The 19,774-nt window shown below is 53.3% G+C and carries 17 protein-coding genes; 15 read left to right on the top strand and 2 right to left on the bottom strand.

Annotated elements, in window-relative coordinates; genetic code table 11:
• Nucleotides 1-7: 7 nt before the first annotated feature.
• From RDM37_RS04370 to RDM37_RS04305, 14 genes are all read left to right on the top strand, one after another.
• Nucleotides 8-922: an HlyD family efflux transporter periplasmic adaptor subunit gene (locus RDM37_RS04370; protein ID WP_308555331.1), complete on the top strand. Its 915-nt coding sequence runs from the start codon at nucleotides 8-10 to the stop codon at nucleotides 920-922.
• A gap of 4 nt (nucleotides 923-926) precedes the next feature.
• A complete protein-coding gene (locus tag RDM37_RS04365) occupies nucleotides 927-1,862 on the top strand; it encodes an ABC transporter ATP-binding protein (RefSeq protein WP_308555329.1) in 936 nt (311 codons plus the stop codon).
• Between the two features lie 3 nt (nucleotides 1,863-1,865).
• Nucleotides 1,866-2,612: an ABC transporter ATP-binding protein gene (locus tag RDM37_RS04360; RefSeq protein ID WP_004331448.1), complete on the top strand. Its 747-nt coding sequence runs from the start codon at nucleotides 1,866-1,868 to the stop codon at nucleotides 2,610-2,612.
• A gap of 143 nt (nucleotides 2,613-2,755) precedes the next feature.
• Nucleotides 2,756-3,187, top strand: coding sequence for an Hsp20/alpha crystallin family protein (locus RDM37_RS04355; protein ID WP_308555327.1), 432 nt, complete (start codon nucleotides 2,756-2,758; stop codon nucleotides 3,185-3,187).
• Between the two features lie 531 nt (nucleotides 3,188-3,718).
• Nucleotides 3,719-5,848, top strand: coding sequence for a hypothetical protein (locus RDM37_RS04350; protein ID WP_308555325.1), 2,130 nt, complete (start codon nucleotides 3,719-3,721; stop codon nucleotides 5,846-5,848).
• A gap of 865 nt (nucleotides 5,849-6,713) precedes the next feature.
• The gene (locus RDM37_RS04345; RefSeq protein WP_299366819.1) at nucleotides 6,714-7,493 is read left to right on the top strand and encodes a ParA family protein; all 780 of its coding nucleotides are present in this window, start codon (nucleotides 6,714-6,716) and stop codon (nucleotides 7,491-7,493) included.
• Nucleotides 7,494-7,517: 24 nt separating this feature from the next.
• On the top strand, nucleotides 7,518-8,414 hold the full coding sequence (locus RDM37_RS04340) for a ParB/RepB/Spo0J family partition protein (protein WP_308555323.1): 897 nt from the start codon (nucleotides 7,518-7,520) through the stop codon (nucleotides 8,412-8,414).
• On the top strand, nucleotides 8,398-9,291 hold the full coding sequence (locus tag RDM37_RS04335) for a DUF5683 domain-containing protein (protein WP_308555321.1): 894 nt from the start codon (nucleotides 8,398-8,400) through the stop codon (nucleotides 9,289-9,291). The genes RDM37_RS04340 and RDM37_RS04335 overlap by 17 nt, the downstream gene beginning before the upstream one ends.
• Before the next feature lie 12 nt (nucleotides 9,292-9,303).
• Nucleotides 9,304-10,668: a transglycosylase SLT domain-containing protein gene (locus tag RDM37_RS04330; protein WP_308555319.1), complete on the top strand. Its 1,365-nt coding sequence runs from the start codon at nucleotides 9,304-9,306 to the stop codon at nucleotides 10,666-10,668.
• 48 nt (nucleotides 10,669-10,716) lie between these two features.
• Complete coding sequence (locus tag RDM37_RS04325) at nucleotides 10,717-11,187, top strand: hotdog domain-containing protein (RefSeq protein ID WP_308555318.1); 471 nt, start codon at nucleotides 10,717-10,719, stop codon at nucleotides 11,185-11,187.
• Nucleotides 11,188-11,331: 144 nt separating this feature from the next.
• Entirely contained in the window at nucleotides 11,332-12,282 is a 951-nt protein-coding gene (locus tag RDM37_RS04320; RefSeq protein WP_308555317.1) for a YitT family protein, read from the top strand.
• A 3-nt stretch (nucleotides 12,283-12,285) separates the two neighbouring features.
• The gene (locus RDM37_RS04315; protein WP_308555315.1) at nucleotides 12,286-12,963 is read left to right on the top strand and encodes a peptidylprolyl isomerase; all 678 of its coding nucleotides are present in this window, start codon (nucleotides 12,286-12,288) and stop codon (nucleotides 12,961-12,963) included.
• Nucleotides 12,964-12,976: 13 nt separating this feature from the next.
• On the top strand, nucleotides 12,977-14,362 hold the full coding sequence (locus RDM37_RS04310) for a hypothetical protein (RefSeq protein WP_308555313.1): 1,386 nt from the start codon (nucleotides 12,977-12,979) through the stop codon (nucleotides 14,360-14,362).
• Nucleotides 14,363-14,393: 31 nt separating this feature from the next.
• Entirely contained in the window at nucleotides 14,394-15,365 is a 972-nt protein-coding gene (locus tag RDM37_RS04305; RefSeq protein WP_308555311.1) for an NAD(P)-dependent oxidoreductase, read from the top strand.
• A gap of 66 nt (nucleotides 15,366-15,431) precedes the next feature.
• Here the strand turns inward: RDM37_RS04305 and RDM37_RS04300 are convergent, their stop codons facing one another.
• Both RDM37_RS04300 and xseB read right to left on the bottom strand, forming a co-directional pair.
• Nucleotides 15,432-16,646 (bottom strand): Ig-like domain-containing protein, encoded by a 1,215-nt coding sequence (locus tag RDM37_RS04300; protein WP_308555309.1) that lies wholly within the window; start codon nucleotides 16,644-16,646, stop codon nucleotides 15,432-15,434.
• A gap of 376 nt (nucleotides 16,647-17,022) precedes the next feature.
• Nucleotides 17,023-17,259, bottom strand: a complete 237-nt coding sequence (xseB, locus tag RDM37_RS04295; RefSeq protein WP_308555307.1) for an exodeoxyribonuclease VII small subunit — start codon at nucleotides 17,257-17,259, stop codon at nucleotides 17,023-17,025.
• Nucleotides 17,260-17,367: 108 nt separating this feature from the next.
• On the opposite strand from xseB, the gene RDM37_RS04290 reads away from it, so the two are divergent.
• On the top strand, nucleotides 17,368-19,488 hold the full coding sequence (locus RDM37_RS04290; protein WP_308555305.1) for a M3 family metallopeptidase: 2,121 nt from the start codon (nucleotides 17,368-17,370) through the stop codon (nucleotides 19,486-19,488).
• The last annotated feature ends 286 nt before the right edge of the window (nucleotides 19,489-19,774 follow it).

The raw sequence follows: 19,774 nt of genomic DNA, 5'->3' as shown, positions 1-19,774 counted from the left end.
AAATAAGATGACACACGCTAAGCGATATATAGGTTACCTCTTCCTCCTCACCCTCCTACTCTCATGGGGGTGCAAAGACCACAGTAGCGACTACTCCGCCCAAGGTATCTTCGAGGCGGAGGAGATCGTTGTTTCGGCCGTCACCTCGGGCGAGCTACTGCGTCTAGACGTCTCTGAGGGGGACCAGCTAGAGGAGGGACAGGTCGTAGGACTGATCGACACCACCTTCCTCGCCCTGCAGAAAGACCTCGTTGACACGCAGCAAGCGACAGTCAATGCAGCGGGACATACCAATGCAGCAACACAGGTCGCACCTCTAGAAGCTCAGCTCGAGGCACTCAACAAAGAGCGTGACCGCTATGCCCCGCTCGTAACTCGTGGCGTCATGGCACAGCGCACACTAGACGAGATCGATGCCAAGATCTCTGCTGTCAAAGGGCAGATAGCCGCCGCCAGAGCTACCATCGGACAGCAAAATCGCTCCGCCACAGGTAGTGGCGACGCACTCACCGTACAGGAGAGTCAGGTAGACCAGATGATCTCTCGGAGCTTCATCAAGGCACCTATCTCGGGGACGGTGCTCACCGTTTACCTGCATCAGGGCGAGCTAGCAGGACAAGGCATGCCGCTCTTTCGCCTAGCCAACCTCAAGCAGATGTATCTGCGCGCTTACGTCACCGCAGAGCAGCTAGAACACGTAACCCTCGGGCAAGAGGTCTCCGTCTATAGCGACATGGGCGAGGAAGAGGCACAAGCCTACACAGGCGAAGTGGTATGGATCTCCGACCGAGCTGAGTTTACCCCCAAGAACATACAGACGCCCGACGCCCGCGCCTCGCTCATCTATGCGATCAAGGTACGCGTCCCCAACGACGGCAAGCTACGCATCGGACAGTACGGACGTGTCGTACTAGACCAGTAGACCTATGTCTGTAGCTCAGGCGACCCAACCAGCAGTATCTTGTCAGGGCGTATGCAAGAGCTTTGGCAAGACCGTTGCGCTCCAGGGCATCGACCTCAGCGTCCGTGAGGGCGAGCTACTAGGGATCATCGGCCCCGACGGAGCCGGCAAGACGACCCTCATACGCATCATCGCCACGCTCCTCAACCCCGACGCTGGCGCGGTCACCGTCTTAGGTCACGACGTCAAGCGCGACTACCGCCCGCTACGTCATCAGATCGGCTACATGCCTGGTCGCTTCTCCCTCTACCAAGACCTCACCGTGCGGGAGAACCTCGAGTTCTTCGCCACCGTCTACAAGACGACCGTTGAGGAGAATTACCACCTCATCGAGGACATCTATAAGATGCTCCTTCCCTTCGAAAAGCGTCCCGCTGGCAAGCTCTCAGGCGGTATGAAGCAAAAGCTAGCTCTCTCCTGCGCACTCATACACAAGCCTCGCCTCCTCCTACTCGACGAGCCGACGACTGGCGTCGATCCCGTCTCACGCCGCGAGTTCTGGCAGATGCTCTCCAAGCTACGCGAGCAGGGCGAGATCACGATGATCGTCAGCACCCCCTACATGGACGAGGCGGTGCTATGCGACCAAGTAGCCCTGATGAAAGATGGCCAGATCCTCTCCATAGACACCCCCGACGGGCTCGTCTCAAACATGGATCGTGCCCTTTGGTCCGCCACCGCAGAAGATATGGGCGACCTGCTCCTCAAGTTGCGCAGCCTCAGTGGCGTACTCAGCAGCTATGCCTTTGGCGAGGCGCACCACTTCACCTTCGACGAGCAAGTGATCACCCCCGAGGAGATCCACACGCGCCTCCTAGAGCAAGGCGTCAAGGGGCTAGACATCCGCAAGATCCCCCCCTCCATCGAGGACTACTTCCTCATCATCTCTCAAGAGCCCTAGCCCATGCCCTCCACCGAGTATAGTATATTGGCCAATAAGCTCACCAAGCGCTTCGGCGACTTCACCGCTGTCGACGAGATCACCTTCGACGTCTTGCCGGGCGAGATCTTCGGCTTCCTCGGAGCCAATGGTGCTGGTAAAAGCACCGCCATACGTATGCTCACCGGACTGCTCAAGCCCACCTCAGGTTACGCCGAGGTAGCAGGCTATGACGTGCGCAAAGAGACCGAGCTGATCAAGCGAAACATCGGCTACATGAGCCAGAAGTTCTCACTTTACGACTACCTCTCTGTCGAGGAGAACATCTTCCTCTACGGACGCATCTACGGTCTCTCGCGACGCATCATACAGAGCCGTATGGAGCGACTCCTCGAGGAGCTCAACTTCTACGATCAGCGCAAGCTCCGCGTGGGCAGCCTACCCCTCGGGTGGAAGCAGAAGCTGGCCTTCTCCGTCGCTATCTTTCACCGCCCCAAGATAGTCTTCCTTGATGAGCCTACGGGAGGCGTAGACCCCGTGGCACGGCGACGCTTCTGGGAGCTCATCTACAACGCTGCCGCCGAGGGCATCACCGTCTTCGTCACCACACACTATATGGACGAGTCGGAGTACTGCGACCGCATCTCCATCATGGTAGACGGACAGATCAGAGCCTTAGACACCCCACGAGCCTTAAAGCGACAATTTGACTGTGACTCGATGGACGAAGTTTTCTACCAGCTAGCCCGCGGTGCCAAGCGCTCCGAGTAGTTTCGTCAGTCGCCTTTTGCGACAAATTGTCGCACTTCCAGCCGTTGGCTTACCCTTTGCTAGATAGTTAGTGCAGGTCTCCCGAGAGATCGGAACCCCTGCACAGAGTAAGTACACAAACACCTATTAAAATCAATACTACTATGACACTATCAAGAAGAGACAACAATTGGAGGCCCACACTATGGAGCGACCTCTTTGACAGCAACTGGATGGTAAGACCCAACGCTACCGCACCCGCTATCAACGTACTAGAGACTCCCGAGGAGTTTCGCGTAGAGATTGCAGCTCCAGGCATGAAGCGCGAGGACTTCAACATCGAGATCAACGAGGAGCACGACCTAGTCATCACGATGGAGCGCCACCACGAGGAGGAGCAGCACGAAAACGAGCAGAGTCGCTATCTACGTCGCGAGTTCTCCTACAGCAAGTTCGAGCAGACCCTCATCCTGCCAGACAATGTCGACGAGGAGCGCATCCAGGCTCGCATGGCCGACGGCGTCCTCACCCTCTCGATCCCCAAGATCAGCGAAGAGGAGCAGCAGAAGGCTCGTCGCACCATCGCTATCGAGTAGTAGCGCCACACCGCTAGACCTGAGCCTCTCGCTCTAGTCTCACCATAAAAATCTAACACACCTAGTAGCCCCGCCCAGCACCTATGCTGCATGGGGCTACTACTTTTCGCCCCTGAGGAGACTGTTGAAAAAGCCAACAGGCTCTTTTGAGACTGTTGCAAAGTCAACAGTCTCAAAATCTTGCTTGCAAGATTGTCTAGACTTTGCAGAAAGGATGAAGCGCAAGGCGCTGAGGGTGAGGTCTGAAGGGAGCATACCTACGTATGTGACCGAAGCCGAATCCCGAAAGCAACACAGCGATGCGCCTTTATGCAACAGTCTCCTTTTGGGTCAAAGTCCTGCCGTTACACTGTCGCCTCATAGGCTATAGACGATGCAAAGGTAATAAGTATGACAAGTGAGGCTACCCGCTACCACCCTAAAGAGCAATATGCTCCAAACTTCTAATGCTATTGCCCTGTTACACAAGTCCAAGAACCTCTACAATTCATTTTTTGTATCTTAGCTGGCATAAACAAGATATGTCTTCGTATGAAAGCTCACAAATCTCTCCGATGCTCCCTGTTGTGTGGGTGGCTACTCCTCTCACTCCACCTCCTCTCATATGCCCAGCAGACAGAGCTACAGGTCTACGGTCTTGTCAGCTCTGACGCAACGACACCTACTGAGGTGTATTCACCTCGTAAGGTGCAACAACTCTCTATGAGAAATATGCAACGAGGGAAGCCTCTCCAGATAAATCTCGTCTACAAGGATGATGTCCCGATGAAGATGGGGTACAAAGAGGTACTAGAGCATGCCGCCAAGATGTGGGGTGACAACCTAACAGTCTCCGAGCAAACGGAGGGAACGCTCAATATAGAGGTCAGCTTCTCGGATGGGATGCCTGAGGACTTAGCCTATGTCGCTACACCATTCTGTCTTAAGGTTGATGATGCCATAGTCCCTGATGCCGTACTATTTGCGACAGGGGAGAAAAAGAATTCAGAATTTCCAAATGGAGCAGTTGGTCGTATACAAATAAATAGAGAGCTCAATTGGTTTGTAGAGGGTTCTATTAATGAGTCTATAACAGCTCAACAGTACGATCTAAAGACAGTCACATTACGGGCGATAGGAAATGTCTTAGGCTTTGCATCCTCTGTGGGAGCTTCAGCTCCTCCTAGCTCTAAAAGGATTGTTCAGGGTACAATACTTGACAAGCAGATACTAGATTCTAGCGGGCTATCTCTTTTTGAGCAAGTAAATGGGAAGGAAGTAGGACAGCTCTCAGCAATAGCTAGTCGAGAGTTCTATTGGATGGGTGACAAGGCTCTCCCTTTGTATAATCCAAGAGTCGTATCTAAAGAGAGCTTTATGAGCTTCTCCGACAAGGTGTCAGGACTATTCTCATGGAGGATCAAGAAGGGTCAAACTGCGCATCAAGTCGACCCCAACTCGCTTCAAGTAATGTGGGGTGTCGGATGGAAGCAACATCACAATAATGAGGTTACTATTCGGGTGAAAGGACAGAGTAGCGAAGATATCCTAAGCCATGGCTCTAGCTACACATTCACATATAAGACCTCCTCATCTCTACCCATCTCACCCATCACATGGCGTGTAGAATACTTGGGAAAGGATGGGCAGTATCATCTGATGAGTTTATCTGAGTCTCAAGATTTAGTTACGGCCATTCGATTCGATACAGACGATGCTTATGTCAACTCTGCTGGTCTCTATATGATACGAGCCAGTCTAGAGGGCATCTGTCAGGGGGCAAAGATATCAGGAGAGCAAATCTACTATGTAGCAACGGCTCCAGGATCTATAAAAGTAACCTTTACGGAGACTGCTAGGACAGCCTATTTTGTTGATGGCATTGTTCGTATTGAGAGTCTAGGAGCAGAAGAATTTCAAATCAGAGTCGCAGACTACGAAGATGGTCACGAAAGAAAAGGACGTATAGAGCATCTCAACTATACAAGCTTTCGAGTTCATGCTCTGCGAGCAGACGGCTATACTGAAGTAGAAGTAAAAGCAACAAATAAGTATGGCTCCCGAGAAGCAGTTATCCCTATTATTGATGAATCTAGATCTAGTAATAATGGGAATAGATCAATAATGCTATCAGAATGCATATCTGATGAATCTGGATGCCTAGAGTACATTTCTGTAACTCCTTGGAAGGGGGATTGGAGTTGTAGGAAAACACAAACAAGCTATCAAGTACGACAAGATTACATCTACAAGGGAGAAATCATAGAAACATTCTTGTCAGAAGAAGAAGAGATAGAATCGGGAGTCTTTATGTATGATGTCAAACTCCATCGTAAGCTGTGCAGAAACGAGCCTGATGATATTTACATCACCTTATACTTACGCACTGAAGACGACAAAGTATTCCAATCTCTTCCCCTATCTATCAGACAGGATTTGAATATTACTTCCCTTTCACGTCCCACTATAGAGGCTCTTGGCTTTGACATAACCTTGCTTTCACCATCTTACCTACAGATTACATTCCAAGATGTAACTAAGCATCAGATCCGACTGCATAGCTTATCAGGAGAGTTGCTTATTTCTGAAGAGGCTCTAGGAAGTACAACCTTAACACTGCCGACCACCTTAGATATAGCTCACTATATCCTCCAAGTAGATAACAAAACCATCAAACTATAACACGACCTAGTCATCACGATGGAGCGCCACAATGAGGAGGAGCAGCAGAAGGCTCATCGCACCATCGCTATCGAGTAATAGCGCCACACCGCTAGACCTGAGCACCTCGCTCTAGTCTTACCATAAAAATCTAACACACCTAGTGAGACTGTTGACTTTATGCAACAGGCTCATAGTAGCCCCGCTTGGTTCGCACCGAGTGGGGCTACTTGCTTATAGGGCTTTCTAAGAGCTCCCCCAGTGGCAAAGGGTGCCGCCGATCAACTTTCCAAAAAGTTTCCACCCTTGGAAATTTAATTTTCCTCCGTAGGGACTTCCAAATTCCTACCTAGGAACCGAAAAGTTCCTCCCTTGGAACTAAAGAGTTCCTTCCTTGGAACTTTTTAGTTCCAAACGAGGAACAACTTTTGGAACTCGTATCCATCACACAAACAGCGCAATACGAGTAGCCCTTTGTAGGGACGCACCGTGGTGCGTCCGTTGTATCAAAGGTTACAGCGTCATGATTTTAACTGGGACGGGCGGACACATAGGTCCGCCCCTACAAGACGTAGTAACACCAGCCAAAAGCCAACAGCTAACAGCCAACAGTCAAGAGCTAACAGCCAAAAGTCAAGAGCTAACAGCCAAAAGCCAACAGCCAAAAGCCAAAAGCTAACAGCCAAAAGCTAACGGACACAACGGACGCCCTTCCGCTAGACACTCCCAGTGCGTCCTTACATTTCGCTGCTCGCCTCGAAACCTCTACAAACCGCTTTGTGTCTCGCTTTGCCAAGATCTTACGGGTGTTAAGTTATCAACAGTTAAGCGTCTATGTCTAGATTATTCAGTAGCTTTGACGCGTTATTTATGACTGATATGTATCATGGGTAGAATCATCTCTCTTGCTAATCAGAAGGGTGGAGTCGGCAAAACAACCACTACGATCAACCTCGCAGCCTCTCTAGCTGTACTCGAGAAGAAGGTGCTCGTCGTCGATGCCGACCCGCAGGCTAACGCTTCGTCGGGACTGGGCGTCAACTCCACGACCCTCAGCGAGACTATCTACGAGTGTCTCATAGGTGGACTACCGCTCGACAAGGTGGTGCGCCCCACGCACGTGGACAATCTCTTCATACTCCCCTCACACATTGACCTCGTCGGAGCGGAGATAGAGATGCTTCAGCTCAAGGATCGAGAGACCGTGATGAGAGAGATGCTCCGCCCTGTCGTGGATCAGTATGACTATATCCTCATCGACTGCTCGCCCTCACTCGGCATTATCACGGTCAATGCTTTGGTTGCTAGTCATTCGGTGATCATTCCCGTGCAGTGTGAGTACTTTGCACTGGAGGGGATCTCTAAGCTCCTCAACACGATACGTATTATCAAGAGCCGCCTCAACCCGACGCTAGAGATCGAGGGCTTTCTCCTTACTATGTACGACAGTCGTCTGCGACTGGCTAACCAGGTGTACGATGAGGTCAAGGAGCACTTCGGGCAGCTTGTCTTCGACACAGTCATACAGCGCAATGTCAAGCTAAGCGAGGCACCTAGCCACGGCTTGCCTGCACTCCTATATGATGCGGACAGCAAAGGGGCGATCAACCACCTGCAGCTGGCCGAGGAGCTGATCCGGCGCACGGCTCAGCGCGCTGCGCTATAACTACACCCTACCCCTACGATCATCATGACAAACAAGAAGAAAGAGAACAAAGTAATAGGCAGAGGACTAGACGCTCTACTCGGCGATGTAAGCAACTCCTCTAGCATTAGCGAGATAGCCATCGACAAGATCGAGCCCAATCCTGACCAACCTCGCAGACACTTTGACCCAGAGAGTCTCGAGGAGCTGGCCGCCTCCATACGCGCCCTCGGCATCGTGCAGCCCATCACGGTGCGGGAGCTGACCGACGGACGCCATCTCATCATATCGGGTGAGCGTCGCTGGCGTGCCTCTAAGTTGGCCAACCTGACCTCTATCCCAGCATACATCGTCAAGGCAAACGATGAGCAGGTGGTCGAGATGGCGCTGATAGAAAACATACAGCGCGAAGACCTCAACGCTATCGAGATAGCACTCACCTACAAGCGCCTCCTAGAGCACTCTGAGGGGACGCAAGAGGAGCTCGCCAAGAAGGTGGGCAAGACTCGTTCGTCGATCAGTAACTACCTGCGTCTCCTGCGTCTGCCTGCTGAGGTGCAGCTGGGACTGACAGAGAAGAAGATCGACATGGGTCACGCTCGGGCCATACTGAGCCTGACCGATCCAGCACAGCAGCTGAAGCTTTACCAGACTACGCTCTCGGAGCATCTGAGCGTGCGACAGGTCGAGGCTTTGGCTAATGAACTGCGAGAGCCGACCGAAGAGCCTACAAAAGCGAACAAGAAGAGACAGACGCTCTCCAAGCTCGCTTCCCATGGCAATGACTACGCTCCTCTAGCTAAGCAGCTGAGTAGCTTCTTCGGCACGAAGGTCTCTCTACGCTGTAAGGAGAATGGTAAGGGGAGCATCACGATCCCCTTTAGCTCTGAGGAGCAGCTCATAGAGATCTGCTCAATCCTAGAGGGTGGAGCTAACCACTAGTCAGCACGCTACAGAGATGCCCCGCACTGTCCTGACTCGCTCACTACTCCTCCTCGTGATGAGCTGCGCTATAGCTTACTATAGCGGCACAGCTCTCTATGCAACTGCGCCCGTAGCGCCACAAGACACAACCGCACTGGTGGTGGCGGCCGACACGTTGGGCACGAGCCTATCCGACACGCTCCGCACAGAGGAGCCAAGCGAGCTGCTCTCCGCACCAACAGCGATCCAGACGGAGCATCAAGTGGTGGGAGACTCGACTGCAATGACAAAGAAGCCGGCGGATTCGCCTGAAGCTTTGCAGCGTACCACAGCAGCGCAAGTGAAGGGGCGATCGGGCGGCACACCTTTTATCCATAAGATGGCCAGATGGTTCACTCGCTACCCCAACTCGAGTGTGGCACTCATCTGCTCCATCCTACCAGGCGGCGGGCAGCTCTACAATCAGCGCTACTGGAAGATACCGATCGTCCTCTCGGCCATGACGGCGGGTGTCTATGCCGTTACGTGGAATCAGCGACTCTACCACGAGTACCACACCGCCTACGCCGATCTGCTGAGCGAGCACCCGCTCGATCACACCTCCTGGCAAGCTTTTATACCGTCTGGAGCAGATCCTAGTAAATATGTCTCCGACGGGAACCTCCGCTCGCGTCTGGAGCGTGGCTCCAAGCAGTACAAGGAGAGCAGAGACCTGAGCATCGTCCTCACGGTGGCACTCTATCTCCTCTCAGCACTCGACGCTTATGTCGATGCGGAGCTATACTACTTTAATGTGTCTCCTCAGCTCACGATCGATATGGGCGAGGGGCTACGTGACAAGCCCTCAGGGCCTCGACCTCAAAGCGTGATGGTCGGTGCCTCGGTGCGCTTTTAGACAAAACTCCTTATGAAGATCCCCAGACTAAGACACGCTTGTGTCAGAATCACGACCTATATAATACTATGCTGTTGCTTGCCGACTCTCCTAGCAGCGACACCTTGGTATGAATCGTTAGACAGTGTAGACACGGAGGGTGCTGTCGAGCTGGACGCTATCACGGCTCGCAAAGAGCTACGGGAGAGCCTGCCGAAGAGTTTAGACACCGACTTGGGTCTGCTCATGGAGGCTTGGCGTACAGGCTATGCGACGCAGCAACGCTTTGAGGTGCCGTGTGGCTCTTACAAGGCTGAAAACATTCGCTCGCTGAGTGACTCCGTGCTGATCTCTCGACTGAAAGCTCTACCCACCGTCATACCGATCCCCTACAACGCGATGGTCAAGGAGGGCATAGCCACCTACATCACTGATCGTCCGCGGCTGATACGTGTCATCCTCGCGCTTGGGGACTACTACTTTCCCATTATGGAGGAGATCTTCGATCGTCACGGGCTACCCGTCGAGCTCATTTACCTTACGGTCGTCGAGTCTGCGCTCAACCCCTTTGCCGTTTCACGGGCTGGTGCCTCGGGACTTTGGCAGCTGATGCTCCCTACGGGACGCAGCTTGGGCTTAACGATCAATAGCCTTGTCGACGAGCGTTTTGACGTCTACAAGAGTAGTGAGGCGGCGGCGCTCTATCTCAAGCAGCTCTACGGGCTCTTTGACAATTGGCTCCTAGCTATCGCTGCGTACAACTGCGGCCCAGGCAATGTCACCAAAGCGATCCGACGCTCTGGGGGGAAGACCACCTTCTGGGGAGTCTATCCCTACCTACCCCGCGAGACGCGCAACTACATTCCGCTCTTTATCGGAGCCTACTACGCCTGCTACTACCACAACGAGCACAACATCTGTCCACAGGCACAGTCGATGCCCCTTGCGACCGACACACTAGCCGTGCAGATACCACTCACCTTCGTCCAGATCTCGCAAAGCACAGGCATACCCACCGAGCAGATCCGCACGCTCAACCCGCAATACAAGCGAGGAGTCATCCCCGCTGCTGGATCGACACCCTACACCATCCGACTTCCACTGAGCGGGGTCTCTAAGCTCGATGATGCGCTCATCAACCTGCGACGCAACCATAAGGAGGAGCTAACCAAGCAGATAGCCGAAGCGCAAGAAGAAATCAAGCAAGCACCCGCCCCCACGCAAAAGAGCAAGGCTACACGGGGTGGTCACAAAACATACAAGGTGCGTCGTGGCGATACACTCTCTAAAATTGCCAAGCGACACGGCGTCTCTGTCGCTGCTCTCAAGCGTGCTAACGGACTCAAAGGTCGCAATCCCAAACTTCGACCTGGACAACGCCTCAAGATCCCTAAATAGTCTAACCTCTAACCTCTAATCTCTAACTTCTAACCTCTAATCTCCAGCATGCTCGCCATCCAAGACCTCTACGCTCCCGAGTACAGCCACTGCTGGGGTTGTGGAGCTGCGCACCCTTACGGTCTGCATCTCAAGAGCTACCTCAGCGATGATCACGCTTACTGTTACTGCCATCACACACCCGATGCGGTCTACACTGGCGGGGTGCCCGACAATCTATACGGAGGCTTCATCGCTATGCTTTTCGACTGCCACGGCACAGCTGCAGCTGCCGCTCTTTACTTAGCAGCTCACGAGGAGGAGCTTACGGCAGATCGTCTCCAGCGCTTCATCACCGCACATCTAGAGGTGGACTACCTCGCCCCGACGCCGATGGGTGTCGAGCTAGAGGTCCGTGCTTACCCCGTAGAGGTGACCGATCGTAAAGTCATCCTATCGCTCGAGCTGCACTGTGGCGAGCGCATCACCGCTCGTGGCAAGATGGTCGCCGTCAAGCACCGCCGCCCCGCAGCTAAGTGAGTAAAAGCCCAGCCAGCGAAGTCTCACACGCCTGTAGAGTCTACAAGATTAAGTATCTTTGTGAGCCTGCTGAGGGTACAGCCTTACCATTGCGGGGCTTTGTACACTCTGCTTAGCATTGGATACATTATTCATTAGCACCCTATGCCTACATCTACGTCCGGCTCCACTCTATCTACTCCTACAAAGGGAGCTATACCGCCACACGAGCGACAGACCTTCACCCCGAGACACTCTCCACTAGCCCTGGAGATACTCTACCTCGTCATCGGTGCTATCTGTCAGGCTGTCGCTTACGCCTGCTTTATCGCTCCGGCAGACATTGTCCCTGGAGGGTGCTATGGTATCAGTATCACGATCAACTATCTGACGCAGGGGACCTTTGAGGCGTTTCCCGAGGGGTTACCCATCGGTGCCGTGGCACTCTGCTTCAACATACCCTTCTTCCTTCTAGCGGCTCGCTCCCTCGGCCTGCGCAGCGGGGGCAAGACGATCGCAACCTTCCTACTCATCTCTATCTGCACCGACCTGATCACCTCGATGACACGAGACATAGTCATCGTGAGCAACGATAAGTTTCTCTCCTCCGTCTATGGCGGTGCTATCCTCGGGCTGGGCGTGCTACTCACCTTCAAGGCGGGCAGCACCAGTGCCGGTACCGACGTCATCGCTCGTGTACTCTCTAAGGGCAATAACCTTAAGACCAGTCACATGATCATAGCCGTAGACTCCGCCGTGGTACTCTTCGGACTAGTCGCCTTTGGAGACTTTAGCGTGCCGCTATACTCTTGGATCACCATCTTTGTCTATGGCAAGGTAGTCGATATCTTGCAACCTGAGAACCCCAACAAAGCGATCTTCATCGTCTCCGACCACACCGCTGAGCTACGCACGCTCATCATTGAGGAGCTTAATCTGCGGGGTACTTTCCTCCATGGTAGCGGTATTTATGCGGGTGCCGAGCGGGACATTATCTTTATGATTGTGGAGCGCAAATATGTCAGTAAGCTCAAGAAAGCGGTACTCCAGGCTGACCCCAAAGCCTTTATCGCAACGACCAATGCAACCAACGACACGGCCCCCAAGATTATCTAGTCTATGAAACAGCTTGCCACCCTCTTACTCCTCTGCGCACTCTGCGTCACCTCGCTGACAGCTCAGACAGAGCCCGAGGCTCTCCCCGCAGGGCGACGGGTACTCGTGGAGACTTCGCAGGGAGACTTTACACTCCTGCTCTATGACGACACGCCTCTACACCAAGCTGCCTTCCTAGAGCATGTACGTCGAGGAGATTACGAGGGAGTCTTGATGCACCGTGTCATAGCGCAGTTTATGGTTCAGGGAGGCAACCTCTCGACCCGTGGAGCAACACGCCAGACGGACGTCTCCATAGATACGCTCTCGACCACTATCCCTGCGGAGATCAGACCCAACCATATCCATAAGCGAGGGGCACTAGCAGCAGCACGAGTCGCTGGCGAGGAGAACCCCGAGATGCGCTCCTCCGGCAGTCAGTTTTACATTGTCACGGGGACCTACTACACCGACTTCGATCTAGACGATATCGCAGCGCAGCGTGATTGGGACTACACGCCTGAGCAGCGGCAGGCGTACAAGACGCAGGGCGGTGCCCCATGGTTGGACAGGCAGTACACCATCTTTGGCGAAGTGATCGACGGCATGCGCACCATTACCAAGATCGAAGACCTCCCGACCGACAGTGCCAACCGTCCTAAGCGAGATGTGGTCATCAAGCGCATGAAGCTCCTGCCCTAACCCCGCCGACACGATGCAGACTCCCATCCCGTCTGGCCTAATCGCCAAGCTAGCGCAAGACTACCCCGAGCATGCCTCTCGCATTGTCGAGACTCTAGAGACGCCTCCATCGGTCTCTCTGCGGCTTAATCCTGCTCGCACCTTATCGACACACCCCTTTGCAGAACTGGAGGATGGAACTATACCATGGCTACCTGCGGAGCTGGAGGGTTACTGGCTCAGCGAGCGTCCTATCTTTGCGCTAGACCCACTATGGCACGCTGGGACTTACTACGTGCAGGATGCTAGTGCTATGACGCTCGCCACTATTTGGGAGCAGCTCGACTGGCACACACAGCCTCGGCTAGCACTAGACCTCTGCGCAGCTCCAGGTGGCAAGAGCACGCTACTCCGCGACCTACTCCCCAAGGAGACGCTCCTCGTGAGCAACGAGATACTCCCCAAGCGGTGCAAGATCCTTGTAGAGAATATGGTCAAGTGGTGCGGAGCCGACCAAATGATCATCACACAAGAGGAGCCACAGCGGCTCACGCCCCTACTGCGCGGTGCCTGCGACCTCATCTTAGTCGACGCACCCTGCAGTGGCGAGGGACTGATGCGCCGTGACGAGGAGGCGAGACGTATGTGGTCGCCACAGCTCGTTGCCGACTGCGTGACCCGCCAGCGGGCGATCCTACAGGAGGCGATGCGCATGCTGGCTCCCGAGGGTATACTCCTCTATGCCACTTGCACCCTCAATCAGGAGGAAAACGATCAGATGGTTCAGTGGCTTCTTGACCACTACCCTTGCGAATTCATCGACCTCTCCCGCTTTGCAGAGCGCATCGCTGGAGCTTATGCCTCTTCGTACGGCCTGCACCTCTGGCCAGGCATCGTACGTGGAGAGGGACAATACCTCGCCGCACTACGCCTCACCGACATCGTCGAGACCCCGAGCGAAGCGCGCAAGGCCAAAGGCTTGACACGCACCAGCCGACAGGAGTTAGCTGGTCTCTCTTGGCTCAGCGAACCAACATCCGCCGACTACTTTACCATCGGTGAGCGCATCTACCAGCTCACACTAGAGGCGGCTCAGCTCGTTGCCGAGGCATACAGAGAGCGTCTCGCCGTTGCCACGCCAGGACTGGAGATAGCCTCCATGCGCCACCAGGCGAAGGGCTACGAACCCTCCTTTGCCCTGCTACACCATAAACTATATGACGCTATTAAGCTACCCGCGCTAGAGCTGCCCCTAGAAGAAGCACTGCGCTATCTGCGAGGCGAGGCACTTACGACAGAGACCCCGACAGAGCGGGGCTTCACAGTCATCACCTATCGGGGCATCCCCTTAGGGCTGGCACACAGCACAGGCACACGGCTCAACAACTTATACCCTAAGCCGTACCGCCTACGCATCTAAAGACAAAACACCTAACCTGATATAGAACATTATGGACAAGAAAAAGAAAGTACTCATCTCCTTTGACACCGTACGCCCCGGCTTCGAGGAGCTTGCCGAGTGGGCCGATATGACCCGCCGTCCTGAGGGCGAGAGCTTCACACGTGAGGAGATGATGGAGATAGGCGCACAGTATGATGCGCTCGCCACGCAGTTCACCTTCCCCGTAGATCGTGAGCTGATCGACGCTTTTCCAAATATCAAGCTGATCGCCAACTATGGTGTCGGCTACAACAATATCGATGTCGCCTATGCGCATAGCAAAGGGATCACCGTGACCAATACCCCTCGTGCCGTGATCCAGCCTACTGCTGAGCTAACCATGGGTCTACTCCTGAGCTGCAGTCGCAAGATCGCTATGTGGGATCGTCACATGCGTCGTACCAAGAGCAGTAGCAAGTCGCTCTCCGACAGCTCCGGCATGGCGACCAACCTCTGTGGCAAGACCATCGGCATCATCGGCTACGGCAACATAGGTCGTGCCGTGGGGCACATGGCACAAGCCTTCGGTATGACCGTCCTCTACAACAAGCGTCACCAGCTCGATGCTGCGGCCGAGCAAGAGCTAGGAGTTACCTATGCCGACCTGGACAAGATCTTTACGGAGTGTGATGTTGTATCCCTCCACACCCCTTACAATGAAGACTCACACCACCTAGTATCCGCTAGCCGCCTAGCACAGATGAAGCGCTCAGCTATCCTCATCAATGCGGCGCGTGGAGCAGTCGTCGACGAGGCTGCCCTCGTGCATGCGCTCCAGACAGGCGAGATAGCCGCTGCGGGACTAGACGTCTTCGAGCATAGCGACAATCCGCTCCCCGAGCTGTACGAGATGGAGCAGGTGACTATGACACCACACGTCGGCACACAGACCTACGAGGCGCGCGTTGCTATGGCACGTGAGCTGTGCAACTGCATCATCGGTTACTTCGAGGGCGACCGCCCCATCAGCATCGTTCAGTAAAGAGAAAAGACCCTAGAGAGACAGCAGCCTCTCTAAGGTCTTCTTTTTTCTCCTCACACTACCCGTCTATAGGGAGTCCGCATCTACAAAGCCAAGCATAAAGCATTCGCTATCCATATCATAGAAAGCAACACATTGGTCTCCTTTCTCATTGAAAGCAGACAGCTGACCATACATAGCGTCGTAGACAATGTTCTTGTCGAAGCCATTGGTCGCTAGCCAAGCTCTGAAGGGTTCACTATTTAGCTCTTCGTACGACTGGATGCAGTTGAGCTTGACACGAAGTTCGTTGTAGCCGTCAGGGGTTGTATCCAGATGATATATGACAGCACTAATGTTAGACTTTGCTTGCATTGCCTCGTTAGTCACAAAGACGATGTCTCCATCGACACTCTTCTCAGCATCCCAAGCTCTAAAGCCTAGAGTGCTCTCGAAGGACTTGATCTGACTCTCATCTAGGCTATTGAGCGCTGCCAGTGACGGGAAGTCCTGAGCGTTTGGCATGATCTCATGTAGCTTGGTGACCACTGGTTCGACCTTCTTGCTGAATATGATGTATAGCGTCGATTGGTAATCGGGGATAGGATCGTCATAGAGTAGGACAAAGATCTCAGGGTCATCATCATTAGTCCCATACAGAGCTCGCCGACCATCCGTAGTCGTCTCCTCTCGCAATGTTGAGAATCCACACGCCCGAAGCATAGCTCTCGTCTGCTCGCAGTCTGCCAGCGACTCCTTACTGAGAGCTTGTATGAGATCTAGATTCCCCACGGAGAAATCGTAAATGCAGGCCGTTATAGTTAGGTTTGTATTGACATAGCCATTCAAAACAAAGTACTCCGAGAGAGAGACCTCTTGTGGCGTACGCCCTAGAGAAGCCTCATGAGCCTTGACACGATTCAGCGCATCTCCTTCGAGCACTCCAAACTCTAGGAGGGGTAGCTCCTGTGTGATTGCCTGGGTGACCGTGACCGTGACCGAAGCTCTCTGGTCGGCTAGCTGGATCAAGATCTCTGCTACTCCCTCGGAGACAGCCGTCACAAGGCCCGTCTCCGATACCGTTGCAATGTCTGGTCGGCTAGAAGTGCAAGAGAGCCGCGCATCGCTCGGAGTCACAGTATACTTGATCTGCGCAGTCTCTCCGACAGCAAGTTCAAGCTTTGTGGTCTCTACCTTCAGGGAGACTTCGTCTGGAGTCGTCGAGGACGACTTATCGCAAGAGGCTAGTAGCCATCCTACTAGAATTAGTAGGGGGGTCGTAAATAGGTTTATTCGTTTCATAGTGGGTTTATGTTATTATGGCTGTATGCGAGATCCCTTATGCTCTGTTGCCAGAGATTTATTCTGCACGCAAGTTACAAAAAAAAGCATTGCAACAAGCTCGCCACATCACTATGTCGCAGGTCGTTGAAAAAGCCAACAGTCTCCTGAGCCTAAGCTACTTCTCAAATAGAGGTTAGCGCGTCATAAGTCTATGAAGTCGCTTACACTGGATGACGAATTCACGTCCCGGGTTCTTTTCGAGCAAGAGGGCAACCGCCCCATCAGCATCGTTCGGTAAAGGCTAGTCGTATCACTACGATCACAAAACAATAACTCCACGGGAGGTGTCACGCCTTCCGTGGATTTTTGTTTCTCTCAGATTGTCTCGCTCAGGCTACTTCTCCTGACTCTCGTCGAGCTGCTGCAGGAGCTGTGAGACCTCCTTGTCGATAGAGGTGAGCCGTGTGGAGCAAAACTGTATCAAGCCGGTCGCCTCCTCGATGAGCTTGGTCAGTTCGTCCACCTCTATATCGCCCGTCTCGAGGAGTCGCACGATCTCCTGAATACGTGTGATCGCCTCTTGGTAGGTCTGCTGGGGTTCCTCAGCGTGGGTCTTGCTAGAGTCTGTCATGGGGTATGTGTTTTATTATTAGTATCTTTGTCTCGTGTAGTATCTCGTCAGGATACCTCATCGCTATGCAAAAGTAACTATATATATCATACCAAACGAACTAAGACTATGCGTAGACAAGTAATTATGCTACTAGCCATCGCCATGATGCTGACCGCTTGTAACAAGCAAAAGCAGCAGCAGACTGACCTGGCTGACAATCCATTCGTTCATCCAAGTGAAACCTACATGAATGCACCCGACTTTACCAAGATCAAGGCGGAGCACTTCGCACCCGCCTTCGACGAGGGTATGCGTCAGCACAACGAGGAGATAGCAGCCATCGTGGACAATGCTGAGGCACCTACCTTTACCAATACCATCGAGGCACTCGAGCGTGCTGGACAGGTACTCCAGCGTACATCGGCTGTCTTCTTCGCTCTAACTAGTGCCGACACCAACGATGAGCTACGCGCCATCGAGGAGGAGTACGTACCCAAGTTGACTGCGCACAGCGACGAGATCATGCTCAACGACAAGCTCTTCGCTCGTATCAAGACCGTTTACGAGACTGGTCTCGAGGGACTACAGCCCGACCAGGTACGCCTCACCAAGCAGTACTACGACAACTATGTCAAGGCTGGTGCTAACCTATCCGCTGAGGATAAGGAGAAGCTCAAGAAGCTCAACGGCGAGGAGGCTGAGCTCACCGCTAAGTTTGGCAATATGCTGACAGACGCAACGAACGTACCTGTCTTCTTTACCGACAAGGCACAGCTCGACGGTCTCTCTGACAGCGAGCTACAAGAGGCAGCCGACCTAGCTAAGGAGGAGGGCAAAGAGGGCCAGTGGGCTATCCGCCTAGTCAATACGACCCAGCAGCCTGTCATGGCTAAGCTCAACAACCGCGACACACGCAAGGCTATCCTCGAGGCTTCGATCAATCGCTGCAACAACGGCGACAAGTACGACACGCAGGAGATCATCAAGCGTCTCGCTACGCTCCGTGCTGAGAAGGCTCAGCTACTAGGTTTTAAGACCTTTGCTGACTGGACGCTACAGGACGCACTTGCTAAGAATGGCGAGACAGCTCGCAACTTCCTCGAGCGTCTTGCTAAGCTCTACCAGCCTAAGGCTGCTGAGGACGCTAAGATGCTAGAGGAGTTTGCACAGAAGAGCGAGGGCCCAGACTTCAAGCTAGAGGCTTACGACTGGGCTTACTACGCAGAGAAGATGCGCAAGGAGCAGTACGACATTGATGAGACACAGCTCAGCGAGTACTTCGTCCTAGACAACGTACTACATGACGGTGTCTTCTACGCTGCCAACAAGCTCTATGGTCTCACCTTCGAGCAGCGCACCGATGTTTCTGTTTACAACCCAGACGTGACAGTATATGATGTCAAGAACGAGCAGGGCGAAGTGATCGCGCTCTTCTACTTCGATCCTTATGCACGTCCCTCTAAGAGCGGTGGTGCCTGGATGAGCAACTTCGTCGAGCAGTCTACTCTCCTAGGTAACAAGCCAGTCATCTACAACGTCTGCAACAATAAGAAGCCCGCTGCTGGTCAGCCCTGTCTGATGACTTGGGACGAGGTGACGACACTCTTCCACGAGTTCGGTCACGCACTGCACGGTATGCTCTCTACGCAGACCTATCCTTCGATCTCTGGAACTAATGTCTCAAGAGACTTCGTCGAGTTCCCCTCACAGTTCAACGAGCACTGGGCTTCTGAGCCTACTGTCTTTGCCAACTATGCTAAGCACTACAAGACTGGTGAGCAGATGCCTGCTGAGCTACGTGAGAAGATGATCGCTGCTGGCAACTTCAACCAAGCTTACTCAATCGGTGAGAACATTGCCGCATCACTCATCGACCAGTGCTGGCACGCACTCACTGTAAGCGACAAGATTGATGACGTTCAGGCATTTGAGCAGGAGGCACTCACGAAGTACGGAATGCTCAATGCACAGATACCACCCCGCTACCGCTCACCTTACTTCCGTCACATCTGGAGCAACGACTACTCTGCTGGATATTACTCTTACCTCTGGAGCGAGGCTGTAGACAACGAGGTATACGCTTGGATCGAGGCTAACGGTGGTATGACCCGTGAGAACGGTCAGCGCCTTGCAGACATCCTCCTCTCTCGTGGTAACAGCGAGGATCTGATGGTACTCTTCGAGCAGTTCACCGGGCACAAGGAGGTCGACATCGAGCCACTCCTACGCTTCCGCGGTCTCCGCTAATCACACGGTGCAATTAGCCGCTCAAGCAGCAGCTAGCACCTGATACATACTACACAAGAGCCTGCCACGAGATGTGTCGTGACAGGCTCTTCTTTTATGTCGCCAGCTCTGCCCTCTAACTTCTAATCTCTAATCTCTAATCTCTAGTTCCCATTTACATATCTTTACGGGGAAATTCATCCGATTCCCTCCTTTCTCGAATATCCACGTGGAAAATCTCAAATCTCCACCTGGATATTTTTTATTTTCCACGTGGGCGTCATTCATTTCCTCCGAAGTTTCATTT

Source organism: uncultured Porphyromonas sp., assembly GCF_902489635.1.
Taxonomy (GTDB): Bacteria; Bacteroidota; Bacteroidia; order Bacteroidales; family Porphyromonadaceae; genus Porphyromonas.
This window is presented reverse-complemented; position numbering and strand designations above follow the sequence as displayed.